An 18019-nucleotide genomic window follows, 5' to 3' on the forward strand; every position below is an offset into this window, starting at 1 on the left:
TCAGCCTCCGGGTTCCGCAGTCAGTTCGTGCAGTGCGCGTTGCCATGTCCAGTCTTCGATCCGCGCCAACGCGTCGGCCAGCGGGGTCTTGCTGGCGAGGGCTTGGACGATATGTGGGCGCAGTTGCGGGTGAGTGTCCCAATGGGGATGGACCGTGAGGCTGTGCAGGGCGAAAACGATGCGATCCTCACCGGGAGGCAGGCCGAGCCGGCGTGCTTCACGTAGATGATGCAGGGCCTTGGCGGCCGCGCCTTCGGGTAAGCCTGGGCCGGCCCAGTGCCTCGGCGCCTGCTGCAACAGTCCAGGGCTCATGGGTTGGCTGGATAGTCGCTGCCAGGCCACGAGTACCGCGGCCACGGCGGGGGCGTCGTGCTGCGCGCCGAGGGCTTCCGTGCTCCAGGCGGGCGGGCCGTCGCCATGAGCGCCGCGCAAGCGAAAGACCCTGCCACTGCTGGAGGGAAGGACACATTCCTTGATGGGCCAGAGCCAGCGGCCGATGTCATGGTTCAGGGACCCGGCCAGTAATTCCATTCGCAGCGGCTCGAACATGGGCCAGATCCGGACTTGCTCGGAGTCGTTGACCCGACAGCGATTCGCCAGGTGCCGGGCAACCGAAGTGGCGTCTTCCCCGGCGATGATCCAGCCGCAGATATAGCGCTTGCCGCCTGGCGATGCTTCGGCGGCATACGCGTGGGTCGCCGCGAAGCGTTCTCCGTCGAAGGGGTGGCCCGGCCGGGCCAAGGTCACGACCAACGGGCACTCCTGCGGCGCATGGACAAGATCTGCACGCGGCACGATGGCAAGGGCTTCCTCGCCCAAGGCCTCCTTAAGTCGAAACGCACTGAGTGGATGGTCGTCAATACATCCGGCCAACGGATCGATCAGCAGGTGGAGATAGTCGGCGGGGCTGCGTACCTCTTCAATGTAACGATGCAGGAGCTCCGCGCTCATTTGGCGCGCTCCACGCAATCGGCCTGTTCTCCGGGATTGAGAAGGCTGGGCAGGCTGACCGCCTGGCCTGCGTTGCCGCCCGCGAGATCGATGCTGCCGGCCCGAAGCTGCACGGCCGCGCCGTTGAACGTCAGTCCCTTGGCGTCAAGCGTAAGGACGCCGCCAGGCGTGGTGAAACTGATGGATTCCGCATCGACTTGATGCCGCCGGGTCTTGTGCATGATCGCCTCGCCTGCCTCGAGGCGATGATGACCCTGCACGGTATGTTCGGCATTGCCACCGATCTCCACCGTGTGATTGGCGGCGGTCCTGTCGCGGCGATGGTTGCCGACGGTTTCCAGGCGGTCCTTGCCTATCGTGGTCTGTTGCGTTCGTTCAATGGCGACCACCTGATCGCGTCCGACGGTCAGGGCCTGGTCATGGCCGATATCCTGAAGGTCGTCGTTGCTGATGGTGTCATGCCGATCACGGCCAACGCTCAGCGCCTCGTCGCGTTCGACGTTTTCTTTGCGGTCACGGCCGACGAAAGTGGTTTCGTCGTGGTTGACATGAATGTTCTGGTCTTTCTGGGCGTGGACGTAGATCTCTTCCTGATCAAGCTCGTCCTCGAAACGCAGCTCGTTGAATCCATCGCCTTTATGCGATTTGCTCTTGATCGTCATCCGCGTCTTGTGCCGCGGCAGTTCATAGGGCGGCAGATTGGTCGCCCGGTACGTGCGGCCGACGATCACCGGCTGGTCACAATCGCCGTCCAGATAGTGCACGATCACTTCCTGTCCGATGCGCGGAATTGCCATATGGCCCCACGCCTCGCCCGCCCAGTTCTGCGACACGCGTATCCAGCAGGAACTATGTTCGTCATTCTTGCCCAGTCGATCCCAGGGGAACTGCACCTTGACTCGGCCGAACGCGTCGCAATAGATCTCTTCGTTGGCGGGTCCCACCACCGTCGCGATCTGCGGGCCGTCGATGCGCGGCTTGGCGGCGGGCTCCGGCTTCCAGTCCACCTGATCGGGCACGATGTCGGCGGTATAGCGGTACTGAGTGCCTTGCGACGCGTCTGCGCCTTCCTCTTGCTGGCTCACGTGCTGCACGCCGTGATGCTGCATGCGCACCGGGCGCCAGCCGTGGTTCCAGTCTTCCCGGGGGTGTCCGATCAGGTCGAAGGCCACGCCCGGCACGAGGCGCGCATCATCGCCTTCGACACGGGCCATGCGGGCATCGCGGCGCAAGCCCAGGAGGCGGCTTTGCGTGAACGGTTTTCCCGCTTCATCAACCTTGTAGCGTCCCGGATAGCCGTAACGCTCGTATCGGCGGTCTTGATGATCCAGGTCCGCGCCGAGCGCCGACTGCTGTTGGTCATATTGCGGGTTGGAGTAGGTATATTCTCTTTGAGTGACCCGGGCGGTTCGCACCTGTTCGGCGTAGGAAAATCTGCGCAAAGCCGGTTCGGGCTGGTCGCCGCCAGGCAAGGGGTTGTATGTGACCGGTCCGCCCTCGATTTCGCCATGCACGTAGATCCTGTCGCCGTGGATAAGGCGATGACCCTGTTCAGTGTGCGCAAAGCGGTAGAAAAAGCCCTCTTCGGCGGCCAGGCGGGCGAGGAACCGAAGATCCGTGTCGCCGGCCTGCACGCAGTATTCGCGCGGCAGGTGTTCCTTGGTCGTGACTTGCTCGTAATCCGTGATGCCGTGCGACGTGATGATTTGTGCAAGGATCTCCGGCACTGACTGCTGCTGGAAGATGCGCCAGTCCGAACACAGGTCCGTACGCGCCAGGGCCGGTTCCACCACCGCCCGATAGCGCGTCCTTCTGAACCCGGTATCTCCCTGCTCAAAACTCGTCACGATCCCGTGGACATGCCGCACGGGTGTTTCGGCCCGCCAGATCGTAAACAATGCGGGCTGATCCAGCACCGCGCCAAAATCGACCGCCGCGTCAAAGCTCGACAACTCGACATGCAGCTGGAAAGTCTCGGACAGCGCCTCGTCGAGCGTGAACTGGATTACCTCGAAATCCAGGCCCACGGCGGACGGGGTAAACGTGAAGCGCACATCGGATAAGCGGGGCATGTCGAGATCCTGAGCGACTGGTGCGTCTGGAACACGCTGCGACTGCCTGTTAAGCACTACGCGGCCGTGGTGAAAGATCGGCCGTGATTATCTTCCTCGATCGATACGCCTGAACCTAAGAATTATTTGAAAATTCGGTCCAGACTTACCATTGGGCTCGACCTTCAAATCGGCGCCATGAGCATGGCGCTCGTGCATTCTTGATATCTCAAGAACACGGGTTCCCCTTGCGGCGGACACCAGCCGGCGGGATTTTGATCTGCAACGCCACTATTGCCGATAGAAGATCGGGCGCCCGGGGGATCAGGTGTCCGAGCAAAAGCGGCTAGTCAGCTCAGCAAGGCGGCGACGAGGTCGCTGCCGGGCTGCTGGTCGCCGCTGAAGTTCAGCGCGGCCAGGACGTGTTCCAGGTGCTCGTCCATCAGGGCGCAGGCCTTGTCGGCGTCGCCGGCGCGCGCGGCTTCGATGAAGGCATGGTGTTCGCGCGACGAGCAGCTGGCGTCGTGCGAACTCTGGAACAGCACGGTGATCACGGCGCTGCGGGCCGACAGTTCGCGCAGCATGCCCGTCAGCACGGAATTGCCGACCGCTTCGGCCAGCAGGATGTGGAAGTGGCTCAGCAGGTGGTTGCGCGCCTGCACGTCGCCGCCTTCGACGGCGCGGCGTTCCTCGGCCAGATGGGCCTCGATGCGGCGGTAGTCGGCGGCCGTGGCGCGCGCGACGAATTCGCGCGCCAGCGCGGCTTCGAGGATGCGGCGCACGGCGTAGACCTCGCGGGCCTCGTTGGCGTCGGGCTTGCTGACGAACGCGCCCTTGTCCGGAATGATGTTGATCAGCTTGTCCTTGGACAGCATCAGCAGGGCCGCGCGGATCTTGGTGCGGCTGACCTTGTAGACCCGGGCCAGGGCCTCTTCGCGCAGGCGGGTGCCGGGCGGAAGCTTGTGCGCGACGATGGCGGCGGCCACCTCTTTGGCGATGTGGTCGGCGCTGGGGTCGGGCTGGACTTCCTGGATCATGGGACGCGGCAGCGGCTGCCGGGGGGGAGAAACGATCGGGCAGCCAGTCTAACAAATGCCCGCCCGGGGTGGCGACATTTTTTGCATACAAGTTTTGTCGGGCAGGCGGGCGGCTGCCGCGCGCCGCCCGCCTGGCCGGGCTACTTCGCCATCAGACCCAGGTATTCGATCAGTCCCTTTTCCTTCACAAAGGTGGCCTGCGCCCACGCCTTGTAGTCCTCGCTGTTGCGGTACGCGGGCTCCTGGTTGAGCTGCTTCATGACGTCCATGCTGGCCTGGTCGAACAAGGCCTTCTTGAAGGCGTCGTGCAGGATCTTCACCACGGCCGGGTCCATGCCCTTGGGGCCGGCAAGGCCATAGGGCGAGGTGGACACGACCTTGTAGCCCAGTTCCTGCGCGGTGGGCACGTCGGGCCAGCGGGTGGTGCGCTTTTCGCCGAAGGTGACCAGGAGACGCATCTTGCCGGAATCGACGAACTGGTCCCAGCCGGTGGCGTCGCTCTGCGCCATGACGTGGCCGCCCAGCAGCGCCTGCTGCATGTCGGCGTTGCCCTTGAACGGCACGTGGTTGAGCTTGACCTTGGCGTTGATGGCGATTTCCTCGATCAGCAGGTGCGGCGACGAGCCGATGCCGGTGGAGCCGTAGTCGATCTTGCCGGGGGCCTGGCGCGCGGCCTCGATGTATTCGTTGAACGTCTTGTACGGCGAGTCCGAACGCACGGTGAAGCCGAAGGTGTAGCCGGACAGGCCCAGGATGAAGGTGAAGTCGTTGATCGGATCCCAGCTGCTTTTCTGCATGTAGGGCATGCGCAGCATGGCCAGCGTGTACAGGGCAATCGTGTAGCCGTCCGGCTTGGCGGTCTTGGCCATGGTGGCGGTGCCCAGCGTGCCGCCCGCGCCGGGGCGGTTTTCCACGATCACGGGCTGGCCCAGGTATTTGGAGGCGTCCTGCGCCACGATGCGCAGGTGGCGGTCGGTGGAGCCGCCGGCCGGGAAGGGCACGATCAGCGTGATGGGTTTGGTGGGGAACGCGCCTTGGGCGCTGGCGGAAAGGGGCAGGGCGGCGCCGGCCAGCGTGAGCAGGAGGGCGCTCAGGCAAGCACGGCGCAGGGGCAGATGGGCCATTTTGGTTTGTCTCCAGGTGGGTGTTGTTATGCGGTTGCGGGTCAGTCGCGCAGGTCGACTTTGACGGGCAGCCGGGACAGCGCTTCGCGCAGCCGTTCCTTCAGCGGCGCGGGCGCACCGGCGCCGGCTTCTACGGCGACGTCCGGTTGCGCATCGGCCAGCACGCGCAGGACGGGATCGTCCTGTGCGAGGCCGGCTTCCTGCAGGGTGCGCGCCACCACGGCCTCGACCGCCACGGCGGTCGCCAGGCGGCGCAAATCGGGTTTGTAGATCTTGCCCACGTTGGTCATGGGCATGCTGTCCAGCACGATGACGCGCTTGGGGCGGGCGGGTCCTTCGTCGACGTGCTCGGCGGCATAGGCGACGAGTTCGGCCTCCGTGACCGCGCTGCCTTCGGCCAGCGTGACGAAGGCGATGGGCAGTTCGCCGGCGTAGGCGTCCGGCGAGCCGACGGCGGCGCACAGCTGCACGGCGGGATGCCTGGCGAGGGCGTCCTCGATCGTCTTGGGATCGATGTTGTGGCCGCCGCGGATGATCAGGTCCTTGGCGCGGCCCTGCAGGTGCAGGCGTCCTTCGCCGTCCAGGAAGCCGACGTCGCCGCTGATCAGCCAGCCGTCTTCGGTGAAGGCGCGCGCGGTGTCTTCGGGGTCGAGGAAGCCGGGGATGACATTGGGGGCCTTGAACAGCACCATGCCCGGCGTGCCGGGCGGCAGCTCGCGCGCCGGCTGGCCGGCGGGCATGTCCAGGCCCACGATGCGCACCTGCACGTACGGCAGCGGAAAGCCCACGCAGTTCACGGGGAACTCGCAGCCGGGCGGCGAGATCGACGTGATGCCGGCCATTTCGGTCATGCCCAGGCTTTCGCTGACATGCAGTCCGAACAGGCGCTTGAAGCGCGCGGCCAGTTCCGCCGGCAACGGCGCGGCGCCGGTGCGGCAGTAGCGCAGCGAGGAAATGTCGGCGCCCGCCAGCGGCACCTCGGCCAGCGCCGCGAGGATGGTGGGCACGCCTTGCAGCGATGTGGCGCGGTGCTTTTCCACCAGGCGCCAGTAGTTGCGCAGCACGTCGCGGTTGCGCAGCAGCAGGGTGGTGGGGATGACGGTTTCCACGCCGGCCGACAGCGCGGCCAGCGAGGCCGGCAGCACGCCGGCCACGTGAAAGAGCGGATAGCCGTTGATGACCACGTCGCCCGGCCCCGCATTCTGGAGCTGCACCGCCGCCCATGCGGAGAAGACCTGGTTGGCGTGGGTGTGGACGGCGAGCTTGGGCGCGCCGGTCGTGCCGCCGGTATGGAAGTACGCGGCCACGTCGCCCGCGCCGATGACGCGTTCGCTGACCAGCCGGTCGGACGGCTGCGCCGCGCGGCTGGCGTTGAAGTCCAGCGCGCAGTCCGGCAGCGCGGGGCGGGCCGACAAGGGCTCATCCCACGGCGCCACGCGCAGCAGCGTCTGCAGCGTGGGTACGCGTTCGAGCAGGCGCAGGGCCTTGGACCACGAGCCGCATTCCACGTCGGATCCGTAGGCGATCAGCGCCTTGGCGCGCGCGGTGGTCATCAGCGACGCCAGCTTGTCTTCCGTGAGCAGCGGGTTGAGCGGCTGGACGATGCCCGCCGCCTCGCCGCCCCACAGCGCCAGGTGGTATTCCAGGCAGCCGGGCAGCAGCACGGCCACGGCATCGCCCTCGCGGATGCCCAGGCTGTGCAGCAGGTTGGCCGTCTGGTGGATGCCGGCCAGCAGTTCGCGATAGCTCCAGGTGATGGCGTCGTCGGCCGGGTCGGCGCTGCGCAGGAAGGTCAGGGCGGCCTTGTCGCCGAAGGCGTCCGCCGAGTTGCGGAAGATTTCGTAGGTGCTCTGCACCGTCAGCGTGTCTTCGAGCGGCCTGGCCTGCAGGCGCTGGACGTCCTGCGCGGTGCGCACGGGAAACGGCGCCGAGAACGGGCGCGACAGGCGCGGGGCGGTCGGGGTCTGGATCATGCCCGTGCTCCCGTGTTCATTCCTGCCCCAGCGCGATATAGCGGCGCAGGTGGTGGTCTTCGTCGCCCAGCTGATGGTCGATCATGACCAGGCGCTTGGCATAGTGCGCCAGCGGCAGCTCCCAGGTCATGCCGATGCCGCCATGCAGCTGGATGCTCTCTTCGGCCACCAGCGTGCCGATGCGGCCGATGGTGTATTTGGCGGCGGACAGCGCGCGTTCGCGCGTGGCGCGGTCGGGGTGGTCCAGGGCCGCGGCCGCATTGATGACGGCCGAGCGCGCCTGTTCGATCTCCAGCAGCACATCGGCCATGCGGTGCTGCAGCGCCTGGAAGCTGCCGATGGGCGCGCCGAACTGGCGCCGCGTGCGCAGGTATTCCAGCGTGGCGTCGCGCGCGCAGTCCATGGCGCCCACGGCCTCCGAGCACAGCGCCAGGATGCCGCGCCCGGTGGCGCGTTCCAGCAGCGCGTGGCCGGCGCCCGCCTTGCCCAGCAGGGCGTCCGGGCCGAGCTGCACGTTGTCCAGGGTCAGTTCGGCCGCGCGTCCGCCGTCGATCAGCCCATAGCCACGCGTCGACAGTCCGGGCGTGCCGGCGCCGACCAGGAAAAGGCTGATGCCGGTCTCGTCGTCTTCCGCGCCGGCGGTACGCGCGGACACGAGGAAGAGGTCCGCGTGTTCGCCCGCGCCCACCACCGCCTTGGCGCCGTTGAGCACCCAGCCGCCGGCGCCGCGTTCGGCGCGCGTGCGCACCTGGTTCAGGTCGTAGCCGGATTCGGGCTCGGTCTGCGCCAGGGCGGCCACGATGCCGCCCGCGATCAGGCCTTCCAGCGCCTCGCGCTGGGCCGGCGTGCCGGCCGCGGCGATGGCGGAACCGACCATCAGGGCATCCAGGAAAGGTTCGACGACCAGGCCGCGGCCCAGGGCTTCAAAGACGACGGCGATATCGAAGCCGGCGCCACCCAGGCCGCCATCGGCCTCGGCGAACAGCGCGCCGATGGCGCCCAGCTCCGCGTAGCGCCGCCAGAACTCCGCGCTGTAGCCTTGCGGCGATTGCGCGTGGCGCATGCGGGTGGCGAAGTCGTATTGCTCCGCGACAAAGCGGCGCAGCATGTCGGACAGCATGCGCCGGTCTTCGGTGTGTTCGAAATTCATGGCCAGCCCTTACAGTCCCAGGATCATCTTCGAGATGATGTTCTTCTGGATTTCATTGGAGCCGCCGAAGATCGACAGCTTGCGGTTGTTGAAGTACTGCGCGGCGGCGCTCGCGGCGCCCTCCGGCCCGATGGGCGGCGCGTCGTAGCCGTCGTGCAGGGCGTCGGCCACGAAGGGCCGGGCGTAGGGCCCCATCGCGCGGCGGTTCAGCGCGCTGATTTCCTGGCGGATCTGCGTGCCGCGGATTTTCAGCATCGAGCTCTCCGCGCCCGGCGCGCCGCCGCCGGCCACGGCCGCCACCACGCGCAGATTGGTGGTGCGCATGTTGGCCAGTTCGATTTCGACGCGGGCCAGGCGGGCCGCGAAGTCGGGGTCCTGGGCCAGCGGGCGGCCATGCTTCTTCTGGCGCGCGGCCACCGCCTTCAGGCGTTCCAGCGCAGCCGTGGATTGGCCCACGCCCGCGATGTTGGTGCGCTCGTAGGTCAGCAGGTACTTGGCGCAGGTCCAGCCGCGGTTCTCTTCGCCCACCAGGTTCTCTGCCGGCACGCGCACATCGGAAAAGAACACTTCGTTGACTTCGTGTTCCCCGTCCAGCGTGATGATGGGGCGCACTTCCACGCCGGGGCTGCCCATGTCGATCAGCAGGAAGCTGATGCCTTCCTGCCGCCGGCCTTCCTGCGAGGTGCGGACCAGGCAGAAGATCATGTTGGCGTACTGGCCCAGCGTGGTCCAGGTCTTCTGGCCGTTGACGATGTAGCTGTCGCCGTCGCGCACCGCCGTGGTCTTGACCGAGGCCAGGTCCGAGCCCGCACCGGGTTCGGAATAGCCCTGGCACCACCAGTCCGAGCCGTCCAGGATGCGCGGCAGCCAGTGGCGGCGCTGCGCTTCGCTGCCGTATTTGATCAGCACCGGCCCCAGCATGCTCAGGCCGAAAGGCACGATGCGCGGGGCGCTGGCCAGCGCGCATTCATTGTCGAAGATGTATTTCTGCGTGGCGCTCCAGCCGGTGCCGCCGTATTCCTCGGGCCAGTGGCTGGCCAGCCAGCCCTGCTGGTTCAGGATGGCGTGCCATTCTGTCATGTCGGCGCGCGTGAGCAGCTTGCCCTCGCCGACCTTGTCGGCCAGGCGGCGCGGCAGCTTCGCGTCCAGGAAGGCGCGCACTTCGTCGCGGAAGGCGGTTTCTTCGGGGGTGAATTCCAGATCCATGGCGGTCCTTAGTAGATTTCAAACAGGCCGGCCGCGCCCATGCCGCCGCCGATGCACATCGTGACGACGGCGTAGCGGGCGCCGCGGCGGCGGCCTTCGATCAGCACATGCCCGGCCAGCCGGGCGCCCGTGACGCCGAACGGGTGGCCAAGCGCGATGGAGCCGCCGTCCACGTTCAGGCGGTCCATCGGGATGCCCAGCTTTTCCTGGCAGTACAGGGCTTGCGAGGCGAAGGCCTCGTTCAGTTCCCAGAGGTCGATGTCCTGCACCTTCAGGCCATGGCGCGCCAGCAGCTTGGGGACGGCGTAGACCGGGCCGATGCCCATCTCGTCGGGCTCGCAGCCGGCGACGGCCAGGCCGCGGAACGCGCCCAGCGGACGGATGCCGGCGCGCTGGGCCTCGGCCGCCTCCATCAGCACGCAGGCCGCCGCGCCGTCGGACAATTGCGATGCGTTGCCGGCGGTGACGAACCGGCCTTCGCCGCGCACCGGCGCCAGTCCGGCCAGCGCGTCGTACGTGGTGCCGGGGCGGTTGCAGGTGTCCTTGTCCACCGTCACCTCGCGTTCACTGACGGCGCCCGTCGCCCGGTCGGTGACGGACATGGTGGTGGTGACGGGGATGATCTCTTCGCGCAGGCGGCCGGCGGCCTGGGCGGCTTCCGTGCGGGCCTGGCTTTGCGCGGCAAAGCGGTCCTGCGCCTCGCGGCTGATGCCGTAGCGGGCGGCCACGATGTCGGCGGTTTCGATCATGGGCAGATAGAGTTCGGGCTTGTTGGCGACGATCCACGGGTCCATGCCGCTGACGCCGTCGTCGCGCGTGCGGATCTGCGACACCAGTTCGACGCCGCCCGCGATCACGGCCGGGGCGCCGTCCATGACGATGCGGCTGGCGGCCGATGCGATGGCCTGCAGGCCGGATGCGCAATAGCGGTTGATGGTGGCGCCGCCGACGCTGACGGGCAGGCCGGCGCGGATCACCGCCTGGCGGCCGATGTTGCGGCCCGTGGCGCCTTCCGGATAGCCGCAGCCGATGAAGGCGTCTTCGATCAGCGCCGGGTCGATGCCGGCGCGATCAACCGCGGCGCGCACGGCGTGGGCGGTCAGCGTGGGGCCGGCGATCAGGTTGAATTCGCCGCGGCCCGCCTTGGTGATGGGGGTGCGGGCGGTCGAGACGATAACGGCTTCGCGCATGAGGGTTTCCTGTAATTGGGGCGGGTCAGGCGGCGTTCAGGCTGCCAAGGCCGCGGCCGGACTCGGCCAGTTCGATGAGCAGGGGCGAGGGCTTCCAGAACGCGGGGTCTTCGGCGGCAAAGCCGCGGATGTCGGCCAGGATGCGGGGCAGGCCGACGCTGTCGGCGTAGTGCATCGGCCCGCCGTGGTGGCGCGGAAATCCGTAGCCGGACAGGAACACGACGTCGATGTCTGACGGACGCAGCGCGATGCCCTGGTGCAGCACGTTGGCCGCTTCGTTGATCATCGCGGCCAGGTAGCGGCGCAGGATGTCGTCCTGGGTGAACGTTCGCGGCGCGACGCCGGCGCGGCGGCGCTCGTCGTCGATGATGGCAAGCACTTCGGGGTCGGGCGTGCCCTGGCGCGCGCCGTCGGGATACAGATAGAAGCCGCGTCCCGTCTTCTGGCCGAACCAGCCGCGTTCGCACAGGCGGTCGGGAATCTGCACATAGCGCAGCGCGGGGTCGCGGGTGGCGGCGCGGCGCTTGCGCGTGGCCCAGCCGATGTCGCCGCCGGCCAGGTCGGCCATCTGGTAGGGGCCCATGGGGTAGCCGAAGGCGCGTACGGCCGCGTCGATGTCGTATGGCGAGGCGCCGTCTTCCATCATCATGTCGGCGGCCTGGCGGTGCACGGCCAGGATGCGGTTGCCGATGAAGCCGTCGCAGACGCCCGCGCGCACCGGGATCTTGCGCAGCCGGCGCGCCAGCTCGAAGCCCGTGGCCACCGTGTCCGGCGCGGTGTGCCGGCCCACCACCACTTCCAGCAGCTTCATGATGTTGGCGGGCGAGAAGAAGTGCAGGCCCAGCACGTCGGCCGGGCCGCGCGTCGCCTCGGCGATCCGGTCCACGTCCAGGTACGAGGTGTTGGTGGCCAGCACGGCGCCCGGCTTGGCAACGCGGTCAAGCTGCGCGAAGACGGCTTGCTTGACGGCCATGTCCTCGAACACGGCCTCGATGATGAGGTCGGCCTCGTCCAGCGCGTCGTAGTCGGTGGCCCCGGTAAAGCGCGCCAGGCGGGCGGCGCGTTCCTCGGCGGTGATCCTGCCCTTCTTGAGCAGCAGGTCGTACACCTGTTCGACGCGGGCGCGGCCGCGGGCCAGCGCGGCATCGTCCTGTTCGACCATGACCACGGGCAGGCCGGCGTCCAGCACCGCCACGGCGATGCCCGCGCCCATGGTGCCGCCGCCCACGATGCCCACGCGTTCCAGCCGCCGGGACCGGGCTTCCTTCAGTTCCGGGATCTTGGCGGTTTCACGCTCGGCGAAGAAGGCGTGCACCAGCGCGGCGCGCTGCGGGCTGTCCAGGCATTGCAGGAAGAGCGCGCGTTCGGTGCGCAGGCCTTCGTCGAAGGGCTGCTCGATGGCGGCGCGCACGGCCTCCACGATTCTTGCAGGGGAGAACAGGCCGCGCGCGGTCGTCGCCACACGCCCGGCCGCCGCGTCCACCGCCGCCAGGGCCGCCTGCCTGTCGGCCAGCGCCGCCGTCGCGTCGCGGGTGCGGCGCGGCCCCGCGTTCAGCGCCAGCAGCTGGCGGGCGTAGGCCAGGCCGGCATCCAGCGGGTCGTCCTCGGCGGCCAGCGTGTCCACCAGTCCCGCCTCCAGGGCGTCCCGGGCCGTGAGGTGCTTGCCCGACAGCATCAGGTCCAGCGCGGCCTGCGCGCCCATCAGGCGGGGCGCGCGCTGCGTGCCGCCCGCGCCGGGCAGGAGTCCCAGGTTCACTTCAGGCAGGCCCAGCCTGGCGTCCGCCAGCGCCACGCGGTAGTGCGCGGCCAGCGCGATTTCCAGGCCGCCGCCCAGCGCCGCCCCATGCAGGGCGGCGATGACCGGCTTGGCGCTGGCTTCGATCTGGTTGCAGAGGTCCGGCAGCAGGGGAGGCTGCGGCGGCTTGCCGAATTCGCGGATGTCGGCGCCCGCGATGAAATTCCTGCCTGCGCCTATCAGCAGGATCGCGCGGATGCGCGTGTCCGTCTGGGCCTGCGCGATGGCGTCCGACAGGTCGCGGCGCACCGCGGCGCTCAGGGCATTGACGGGAGGATGGTCGATCACGACGACCAGGATGTCTTCATAGCGGCGCGTCTGCGCCGCGCCGCTGCTTGCGCTGTCTGTCATGGACAGTTGTCTCCGTGTTTGCTTGCCGCCCGCGCGCCGGGCTGAGGGACCGGCGGGCCGGTGCGCCTGGGCGGCTGCGCGAACGGAGCGGGGCGGACCAGAGCGGCCCGTCTCTTATGGCTTTATTCTTTCCCAGCAAAGATGTCTTGACAATGGCATGCAGAATTGACAGTCTGGATAATAAATTTTGACAATTAACGCCAGGAGCGACCTTATGGACACCAAATCGCTGACCCTGCTGGTGGAAATCCTGGATGCGGGCAACCTGAGCGAAGCGGCGCGCCGTCTCAAGATGACGCGCGCCAATGTCAGCTACCACCTGAACCAGCTGGAGCGCTCGGTGGGCATGCAGCTGGTGCGCCGCACGACGCGGCGGGTGGAGCCGACGGAAATCGGCCTGAAGCTGTACAAGCACGGACGCAGCATCCAGGACGAACTGGCCGCCGCGCGCGAATCGGTCGAGACGCTGGGCAAGACGCCGCAGGGCAAGGTCCGGCTCAGCGTGCCCAGCGGCTACGGCCAATTCGTGATGACGCCCTGGCTGCTGGAATTCAAGGCGGCCTATCCGGACATCGTGCTGGACGTGCTGTTTGAAAACAGCGTCGAGGACCTGCTGCGCGACGAGGTCGACATCGCCGTGCGCATCATGTCCGAGCCGCCACAGCACCTGGTGGCGCGGGAATTGGGCCAGGTCCGCTACGTGGCCTGTGCGTCGCGGGCTTACGCCGAGGGCCGGGGCCTGCCGCGGCGGCCGGAAGACCTGGCCGGCGCGCCCGTCATCAGCGCCGCCGTCATCGGCCGGCCGCTGCGCCTGTCCGCCTACTACGGCGGCCAACCCCGCCAGCACGTGGTGCTGGAACCCACCGTCATCTCGCGCAACTACGCCTTCCTGCGCGACGCGATACGCGCCGGCCTGGGCGTGGGGGTGGTGCCCGACTACGTGGTGCACGACGACATCGCGCGCGGCGACCTGGTGCCCGCGTTGACCGACTGGCGTCTGAGCATCTTCGGGCGCGGCATGTACATGCTGTACATGCCCAACCGCCACCATCCGCGGGCGCTGTCGATGATGATCGAATTCATCCTGGACAGGGCGCAGCGCCGCCACGACGGCGAGGCCGGCCTGCTGGCCGTCGGCACGGGGTAACGGGCGCCGGGCACGGCGCTTGCTGGGGGCATTCGGAAATCGAATGCGAGGGGAAAGATGGACAGCGCGACACCCGTGGAACCGGCTCCACATGCAGAGGCCGCCGCGGCCGTGGCCGAACCGGCCGAACCGCCCGAGGAAAAAGTCACGGCGCAGGACGCCGGCCTGATCGAACCCGCCGCGCCCGTCACGCCTGTCGTGCATGCGCGCGGCGTCTGCCTGACGACGCTGACCGTCCTGGCGGTCCTGTTCAGCCTGAAGCTTGCGCAGGAATTCATCGTTCCCGTCGTCATGGCCATCGTGGTGGCGTACGCGCTGGATCCGGCGGTGACCCTGCTGGAACGCGCCCGTCTGTCGCGGGTGCTCAGCACGGTGGTGCTGATGTCCGCCATCGCGGTCGCGCTGGTTGGCTTGTTCTACGTCACGCAGGATCAGGTCGCCGACATCGTGCATGCGCTGCCCGAAATCTCGGGCAAGCTGTCGCGGACGCTGGGCGGCCTTTTGAGCGGAGACGGCTCGTTCCTGGAAAAGCTCAGGGGTGCGGCGAGCATCCTGCAGGATCCCGGGACCGCGCGACCGGCCGGGCAGGTCGTCGTGGCCAAGTCCGACGGAGGGCTGAACGAGATCCTGCTGTGGGGTTCCAAGAGCGTGGCCTCCTTCGTCGGGCAGGCCACGATGTGCGTGTTCCTGGTTTTCTTTCTGCTGCTGTCCGGCAACGCCTTCAAGCGCAAATTCGTGAAGGTCGCGGGCAAGACCCTGTCGCAGAAGAAGATCAGCGTGCACATGCTGGACCAGATCAACAACTCCATCCACATGTACATGGCGATGATGCTGGTCACCAACGTGGCGCTGGCGCTGCTGTCGTGGGCGGCGTTCCGCCTGCTGGGCCTGGAGAACGCCGCCACCTGGGGCATCGTGGCGGGCGCCCTGCACATCATTCCGTACTTCGGCCCGCTGCTGACGGCAGTGGGCACCGGCATCGCGGGCCTGGTGCAGTTCGGCGAACTCGGTCCCGCGCTGGCGGTGTCCCTGAGCTCGGTGGCGATCGCCTTGCTGATGGGCGTGGTGATCACCACCTGGATGTCGGGCCGCATCGCCAAGATGAACGCCGTCGCGGTGTTCATCCTGCTGCTCCTCTTCACCTGGCTGTGGGGCGTCTGGGGCACGCTGCTGTCCGTGCCCATTGCCTTCATCGCCAAAGTGGTGGCCGACCATATCGAAGGCCTGGAGGCGGTGTCGGAATTCCTGGGCGAGTAGCCCCACCGCGGCGCAGGGAGCGTGAGCGTGGAGATCGAGGCCGTCTGGTTCCTGCTGATAGGCGCGCTGCTGGCGCTGATGGCGCTCACCAGGCGCTTCATCGACGTGCTGCCGATGACGGGCGCGATGGTGTATCTGGCGGTGGGCTTCCTGATCGGGCCGGCGGGCTTCGGGCTGCTGGACCTGGATCTCTTCGACGATCGCCATGCGCTGCGCCTGATCACCGAGGCGGCGTTGCCGGTATCGCTGTTCGCGATCGGCATGCACCTGCGCGCTGCCTGCGGCGATCCCTTGTGGCGGCTGCCGCTGCGGCTGGCGGCGCCCGCGATGCTGCTGACGATCGGGCTGATGACGGCGCTGGGCAATCTGGCGCTGGGGCTGGCGTGGGGGCCGGCGCTGCTGCTGGCGGCGGCGATGGCGCCCACCGATCCCGTCCTGGCCAATGAGTTGCGTCCGGTCGAGGCCGGCGACGAAGAGCCACTGCGCTTTGCCTTGTCAGGCGAAGGGGGCGCCAACGACGGGGCCGCATTTCCGTTTGTCGTGCTGGGGATCGCCCTGTGCAACGCGGGACCCGCGGGGCTGGACCACCCGTGGCTGCTGGCGGCGGAGATGACCTGGGGCGTGGCGGTGGCGATCGCGATCGGCTGGCTGTTGGGAACAGGCAGCGAGCGCCTGATCGCCATGCTGCGCATCCGCTACGGCAACGCGCTGGGGCTGGATGAATTCCTGGCCCTGGGGCTGATCGCGCTTTGCTATGGCGCCACGCTGCTGGCGCATGGCTATGGCTTCCTGGCGGTGTTCTGCGCCGGCGTGGCGCTGCGCCAGCAGGAGTTGCGCGCGACGGGCGGCGCCCGCAGCCCGCGCCAGGCGGTGCAGGAGGTGGCGCCCGCGCAGCAAGAGGAAAGCGCGCAGGATCCGCGCCTGGCGCATGCCCACCTGGCCGAATCCATGATGGCGGTCTCGGTCGGGCTGGAGCGCTTCGTGGAACTGGCGCTGATGCTGATCATCGGCAGCGTGGTGTCGGCGTACTGGCGGGAACTGCTGGCCTGGACGCCGCTGCTGGCGGCGGCGGCGCTGTTCTTCGCCGTGCGCCCGGCCAGCGTGATGCTGGCCCTGGCCGGATCGTCGATGGACAAGGGACAGCGCTGGATGGCGAGCTGGCTGGGCATCCGTGGCGTCGGCACCTTCTATTACCTGCTGCTGGCCGTCGAGCGGGCGCCGGACGGCGTGGCGCGCGAGCTGGCGCCGCTGCTGCTGGCGACCATCGCCGGTTCGGTGCTGGTGCACGGCGTCACGGCGTCGACCCTGCTGAAATGGCATTACCGCGGCCGTCCGCCAGACCGGCGCTGAGCCCGTCCGGCTTGGCGGCGCGCAACGGCCGCGCCATGGCGGGTTGGTATGCTGGAACCTCATCACGCCGGACACTTCATGACCGAACCATCCCGTTCCTCCGCTTTCGCCGCCACGCGTTCCGCCCTGGACTCCGACGCGCGCCGCGCGCAGCTTCGCCGGATGAAAATCGCGGCGCTGGCCCTGCTGGCGGCCATGGTCAGCGGCTTCATCACCAGCCATGTCATGGGCGGGCAGGGCGCCTGGGCATGGGTTCGGGCCTTTTGCGAGGCCGCCACCGTGGGCGCGCTGGCCGACTGGTTCGCCGTCGTCGCGCTGTTCCGCCGCCCGATGGGGCTGCCCATCCCGCACACTGCCATCATCCCCAGCAACAAGGACCGCATCGGCGACAACCTGGCGGTGTTCGTGCGCGACCATTTCCTGGATCCGGACACGCTGATGGAAAAGCTGCGCGTGTTCGATCCCGCCGCCCGGCTCAGCCGATGGCTGGCCCGGCCCGCCCAGGCGCGCGCCCTGAGCGACGGCGCGCGCAGAGTGGCGCTGCAGACGCTGGACCTGCTGGACGACCGGGCGGTGCGCGGCGTCATCCAGGAGTTCGTGGTGAGCAACCTGCGGCGCTGGGACGCGGCGGGCACCGCAGGCGAGGTGCTGAGCCTGCTGACCCGCGACGGGCGCCACCAGGAACTGCTGGACGCCGCGCTGGAGCGGCTGGGCGGCTACCTGGCCGAAGAAGACGTCAAGGAACGCGCGTCGTCGCTGCTGGTGAAGTTCGCGCGCAAGGAATGGCCGCGCATCATCGCGGCCGTGGACGTGGTCAAGTCGGTGGACGGCATCGCCGACAACCTGGCCGACCGTCTGGCGCGCGCGTTGGTGGAAGAACTGCGCGATGTGCTGTCGGAACCCGGCCATCCCGTGCGGCGCGACTACGAAACCTGGGTGATGAACTACATCGAACGCCTGAAGACCGACCCGGCGCTGGCGGACCAGGTCGAAGCGCTGAAGCAGCGCGCTATCGACCACCCCAAGGTGCAGGAGTACGTGCAGGGCCTGTGGGACGACATCCACGCCGCGCTGCGGTGCGATCTGTCGGACGAACATTCCGCCCTGGCCGCCCACCTGGAAAGCGCGCTGCTGGCGCTGGCCCGCAAGCTGGGGCAGGACCCCGGCCTGCGCGAGGCCATCAACAACCACGTGCTGGGCGCCGCCCGCCGGCTGACCGGACGCCTGCGCGTGGGCGTGACCGAGCATATCTCGCGCACGGTGAAGAACTGGGACGAGCGCCATCTGGTCAACGAACTGGAGCTCAGCGTGGGCCGCGACCTGCAGTACATCCGCTTCAACGGCACGCTGGTCGGCGGGCTGATCGGCGTGCTGCTGCACGCGGTGGTGCTGCTGGTCAACGGGTAGGCGGGCATCGGTTGTCACAACCTTGTATCA

The 18019-nt window shown here is 68.2% G+C and carries 13 protein-coding genes; 4 read left to right on the plus strand and 9 right to left on the minus strand.

Annotated features, from left to right (window positions below):
• The 9 genes from ABE485_RS04970 to ABE485_RS05010 form a co-directional block, all read right to left on the minus strand.
• Window positions 1-951 carry a hypothetical protein gene (locus ABE485_RS04970; RefSeq protein WP_346513892.1) on the minus strand — a complete coding sequence of 317 codons (951 nt, stop codon included), beginning with the start codon at window positions 949-951 and terminating at the stop codon, window positions 1-3.
• Window positions 948-3023 carry a type VI secretion system Vgr family protein gene (locus ABE485_RS04975; protein ID WP_346513893.1) on the minus strand — a complete coding sequence of 692 codons (2076 nt, stop codon included), beginning with the start codon at window positions 3021-3023 and terminating at the stop codon, window positions 948-950. The genes ABE485_RS04970 and ABE485_RS04975 overlap by 4 nt, the downstream gene beginning before the upstream one ends.
• 329 nt (window positions 3024-3352) lie before the next feature.
• On the minus strand, window positions 3353-4039 hold the full coding sequence (locus ABE485_RS04980; RefSeq protein ID WP_346513894.1) for a GntR family transcriptional regulator: 687 nt from the start codon (window positions 4037-4039) through the stop codon (window positions 3353-3355).
• A gap of 140 nt (window positions 4040-4179) precedes the next feature.
• Window positions 4180-5163 carry a tripartite tricarboxylate transporter substrate binding protein gene (locus ABE485_RS04985; protein ID WP_346513896.1) on the minus strand — a complete coding sequence of 328 codons (984 nt, stop codon included), beginning with the start codon at window positions 5161-5163 and terminating at the stop codon, window positions 4180-4182.
• A gap of 41 nt (window positions 5164-5204) precedes the next feature.
• Window positions 5205-7136: an acyl-CoA synthetase gene (locus ABE485_RS04990; RefSeq protein WP_346513897.1), complete on the minus strand. Its 1932-nt coding sequence runs from the start codon at window positions 7134-7136 to the stop codon at window positions 5205-5207.
• 16 nt (window positions 7137-7152) lie between these two features.
• Window positions 7153-8286, minus strand: coding sequence for an acyl-CoA dehydrogenase family protein (locus ABE485_RS04995; RefSeq protein ID WP_346513898.1), 1134 nt, complete (start codon window positions 8284-8286; stop codon window positions 7153-7155).
• Between the two features lie 9 nt (window positions 8287-8295).
• Window positions 8296-9492 (minus strand): acyl-CoA dehydrogenase family protein, encoded by a 1197-nt coding sequence (locus tag ABE485_RS05000; RefSeq protein ID WP_346513899.1) that lies wholly within the window; start codon window positions 9490-9492, stop codon window positions 8296-8298.
• Window positions 9493-9500: 8 nt separating this feature from the next.
• The gene (locus ABE485_RS05005; RefSeq protein WP_346513900.1) at window positions 9501-10682 is read right to left on the minus strand and encodes an acetyl-CoA C-acyltransferase; all 1182 of its coding nucleotides are present in this window, start codon (window positions 10680-10682) and stop codon (window positions 9501-9503) included.
• A 25-nt stretch (window positions 10683-10707) separates the two neighbouring features.
• Entirely contained in the window at window positions 10708-12828 is a 2121-nt protein-coding gene (locus ABE485_RS05010) for a 3-hydroxyacyl-CoA dehydrogenase NAD-binding domain-containing protein (RefSeq protein ID WP_346513901.1), read from the minus strand.
• Between the two features lie 214 nt (window positions 12829-13042).
• Here ABE485_RS05010 and ABE485_RS05015 point away from each other — a divergent pair, with 214 nt between their 5' ends.
• The 4 genes from ABE485_RS05015 (at window position 13043) to ABE485_RS05030 (ending at window position 17989) form a co-directional block, all read left to right on the plus strand.
• Entirely contained in the window at window positions 13043-13975 is a 933-nt protein-coding gene (locus tag ABE485_RS05015) for a LysR family transcriptional regulator (RefSeq protein WP_346513902.1), read from the plus strand.
• Between the two features lie 57 nt (window positions 13976-14032).
• Window positions 14033-15232, plus strand: coding sequence for an AI-2E family transporter (locus ABE485_RS05020; RefSeq protein WP_346513903.1), 1200 nt, complete (start codon window positions 14033-14035; stop codon window positions 15230-15232).
• 21 nt (window positions 15233-15253) lie between these two features.
• Window positions 15254-16582, plus strand: coding sequence for a cation:proton antiporter (locus ABE485_RS05025; RefSeq protein WP_430795389.1), 1329 nt, complete (start codon window positions 15254-15256; stop codon window positions 16580-16582).
• Between the two features lie 78 nt (window positions 16583-16660).
• The gene (locus ABE485_RS05030) at window positions 16661-17989 is read left to right on the plus strand and encodes a DUF445 domain-containing protein (protein WP_346513905.1); all 1329 of its coding nucleotides are present in this window, start codon (window positions 16661-16663) and stop codon (window positions 17987-17989) included.
• The last annotated feature ends 30 nt before the right edge of the window (window positions 17990-18019 follow it).

Origin of the sequence: Achromobacter spanius (assembly GCF_039673305.1) — a bacterium.
GTDB lineage: Bacteria > Pseudomonadota > Gammaproteobacteria > Burkholderiales > Burkholderiaceae_B > Achromobacter > Achromobacter spanius_F.

Bases quoted from the DNA above. Each gene is read 5' to 3' on its own strand.
- ABE485_RS05005 (WP_346513900.1), bottom strand. From the start codon at position 10,682: ATGCGCGAAGCCGTTATCGTCTCGACCGCCCGCACCCCCATCACCAAG.
- ABE485_RS04970 (WP_346513892.1), bottom strand. From the start codon at position 951: ATGAGCGCGGAGCTCCTGCATCGTTACATTGAAGAGGTACGCAGCCCC.
- ABE485_RS05000 (WP_346513899.1), bottom strand. From the start codon at position 9,492: ATGGATCTGGAATTCACCCCCGAAGAAACCGCCTTCCGCGACGAAGTG.
- ABE485_RS04985 (WP_346513896.1), bottom strand. From the start codon at position 5,163: ATGGCCCATCTGCCCCTGCGCCGTGCTTGCCTGAGCGCCCTCCTGCTC.
- ABE485_RS04975 (WP_346513893.1), bottom strand. From the start codon at position 3,023: ATGCCCCGCTTATCCGATGTGCGCTTCACGTTTACCCCGTCCGCCGTG.
- ABE485_RS04980 (WP_346513894.1), bottom strand. From the start codon at position 4,039: ATGATCCAGGAAGTCCAGCCCGACCCCAGCGCCGACCACATCGCCAAA.
- ABE485_RS05010 (WP_346513901.1), bottom strand. From the start codon at position 12,828: ATGACAGACAGCGCAAGCAGCGGCGCGGCGCAGACGCGCCGCTATGAA.
- ABE485_RS05030 (WP_346513905.1), top strand. From the start codon at position 16,661: ATGACCGAACCATCCCGTTCCTCCGCTTTCGCCGCCACGCGTTCCGCC.
- ABE485_RS05015 (WP_346513902.1), top strand. From the start codon at position 13,043: ATGGACACCAAATCGCTGACCCTGCTGGTGGAAATCCTGGATGCGGGC.
- ABE485_RS05020 (WP_346513903.1), top strand. From the start codon at position 14,033: ATGGACAGCGCGACACCCGTGGAACCGGCTCCACATGCAGAGGCCGCC.
- ABE485_RS04995 (WP_346513898.1), bottom strand. From the start codon at position 8,286: ATGAATTTCGAACACACCGAAGACCGGCGCATGCTGTCCGACATGCTG.
- ABE485_RS04990 (WP_346513897.1), bottom strand. From the start codon at position 7,136: ATGATCCAGACCCCGACCGCCCCGCGCCTGTCGCGCCCGTTCTCGGCG.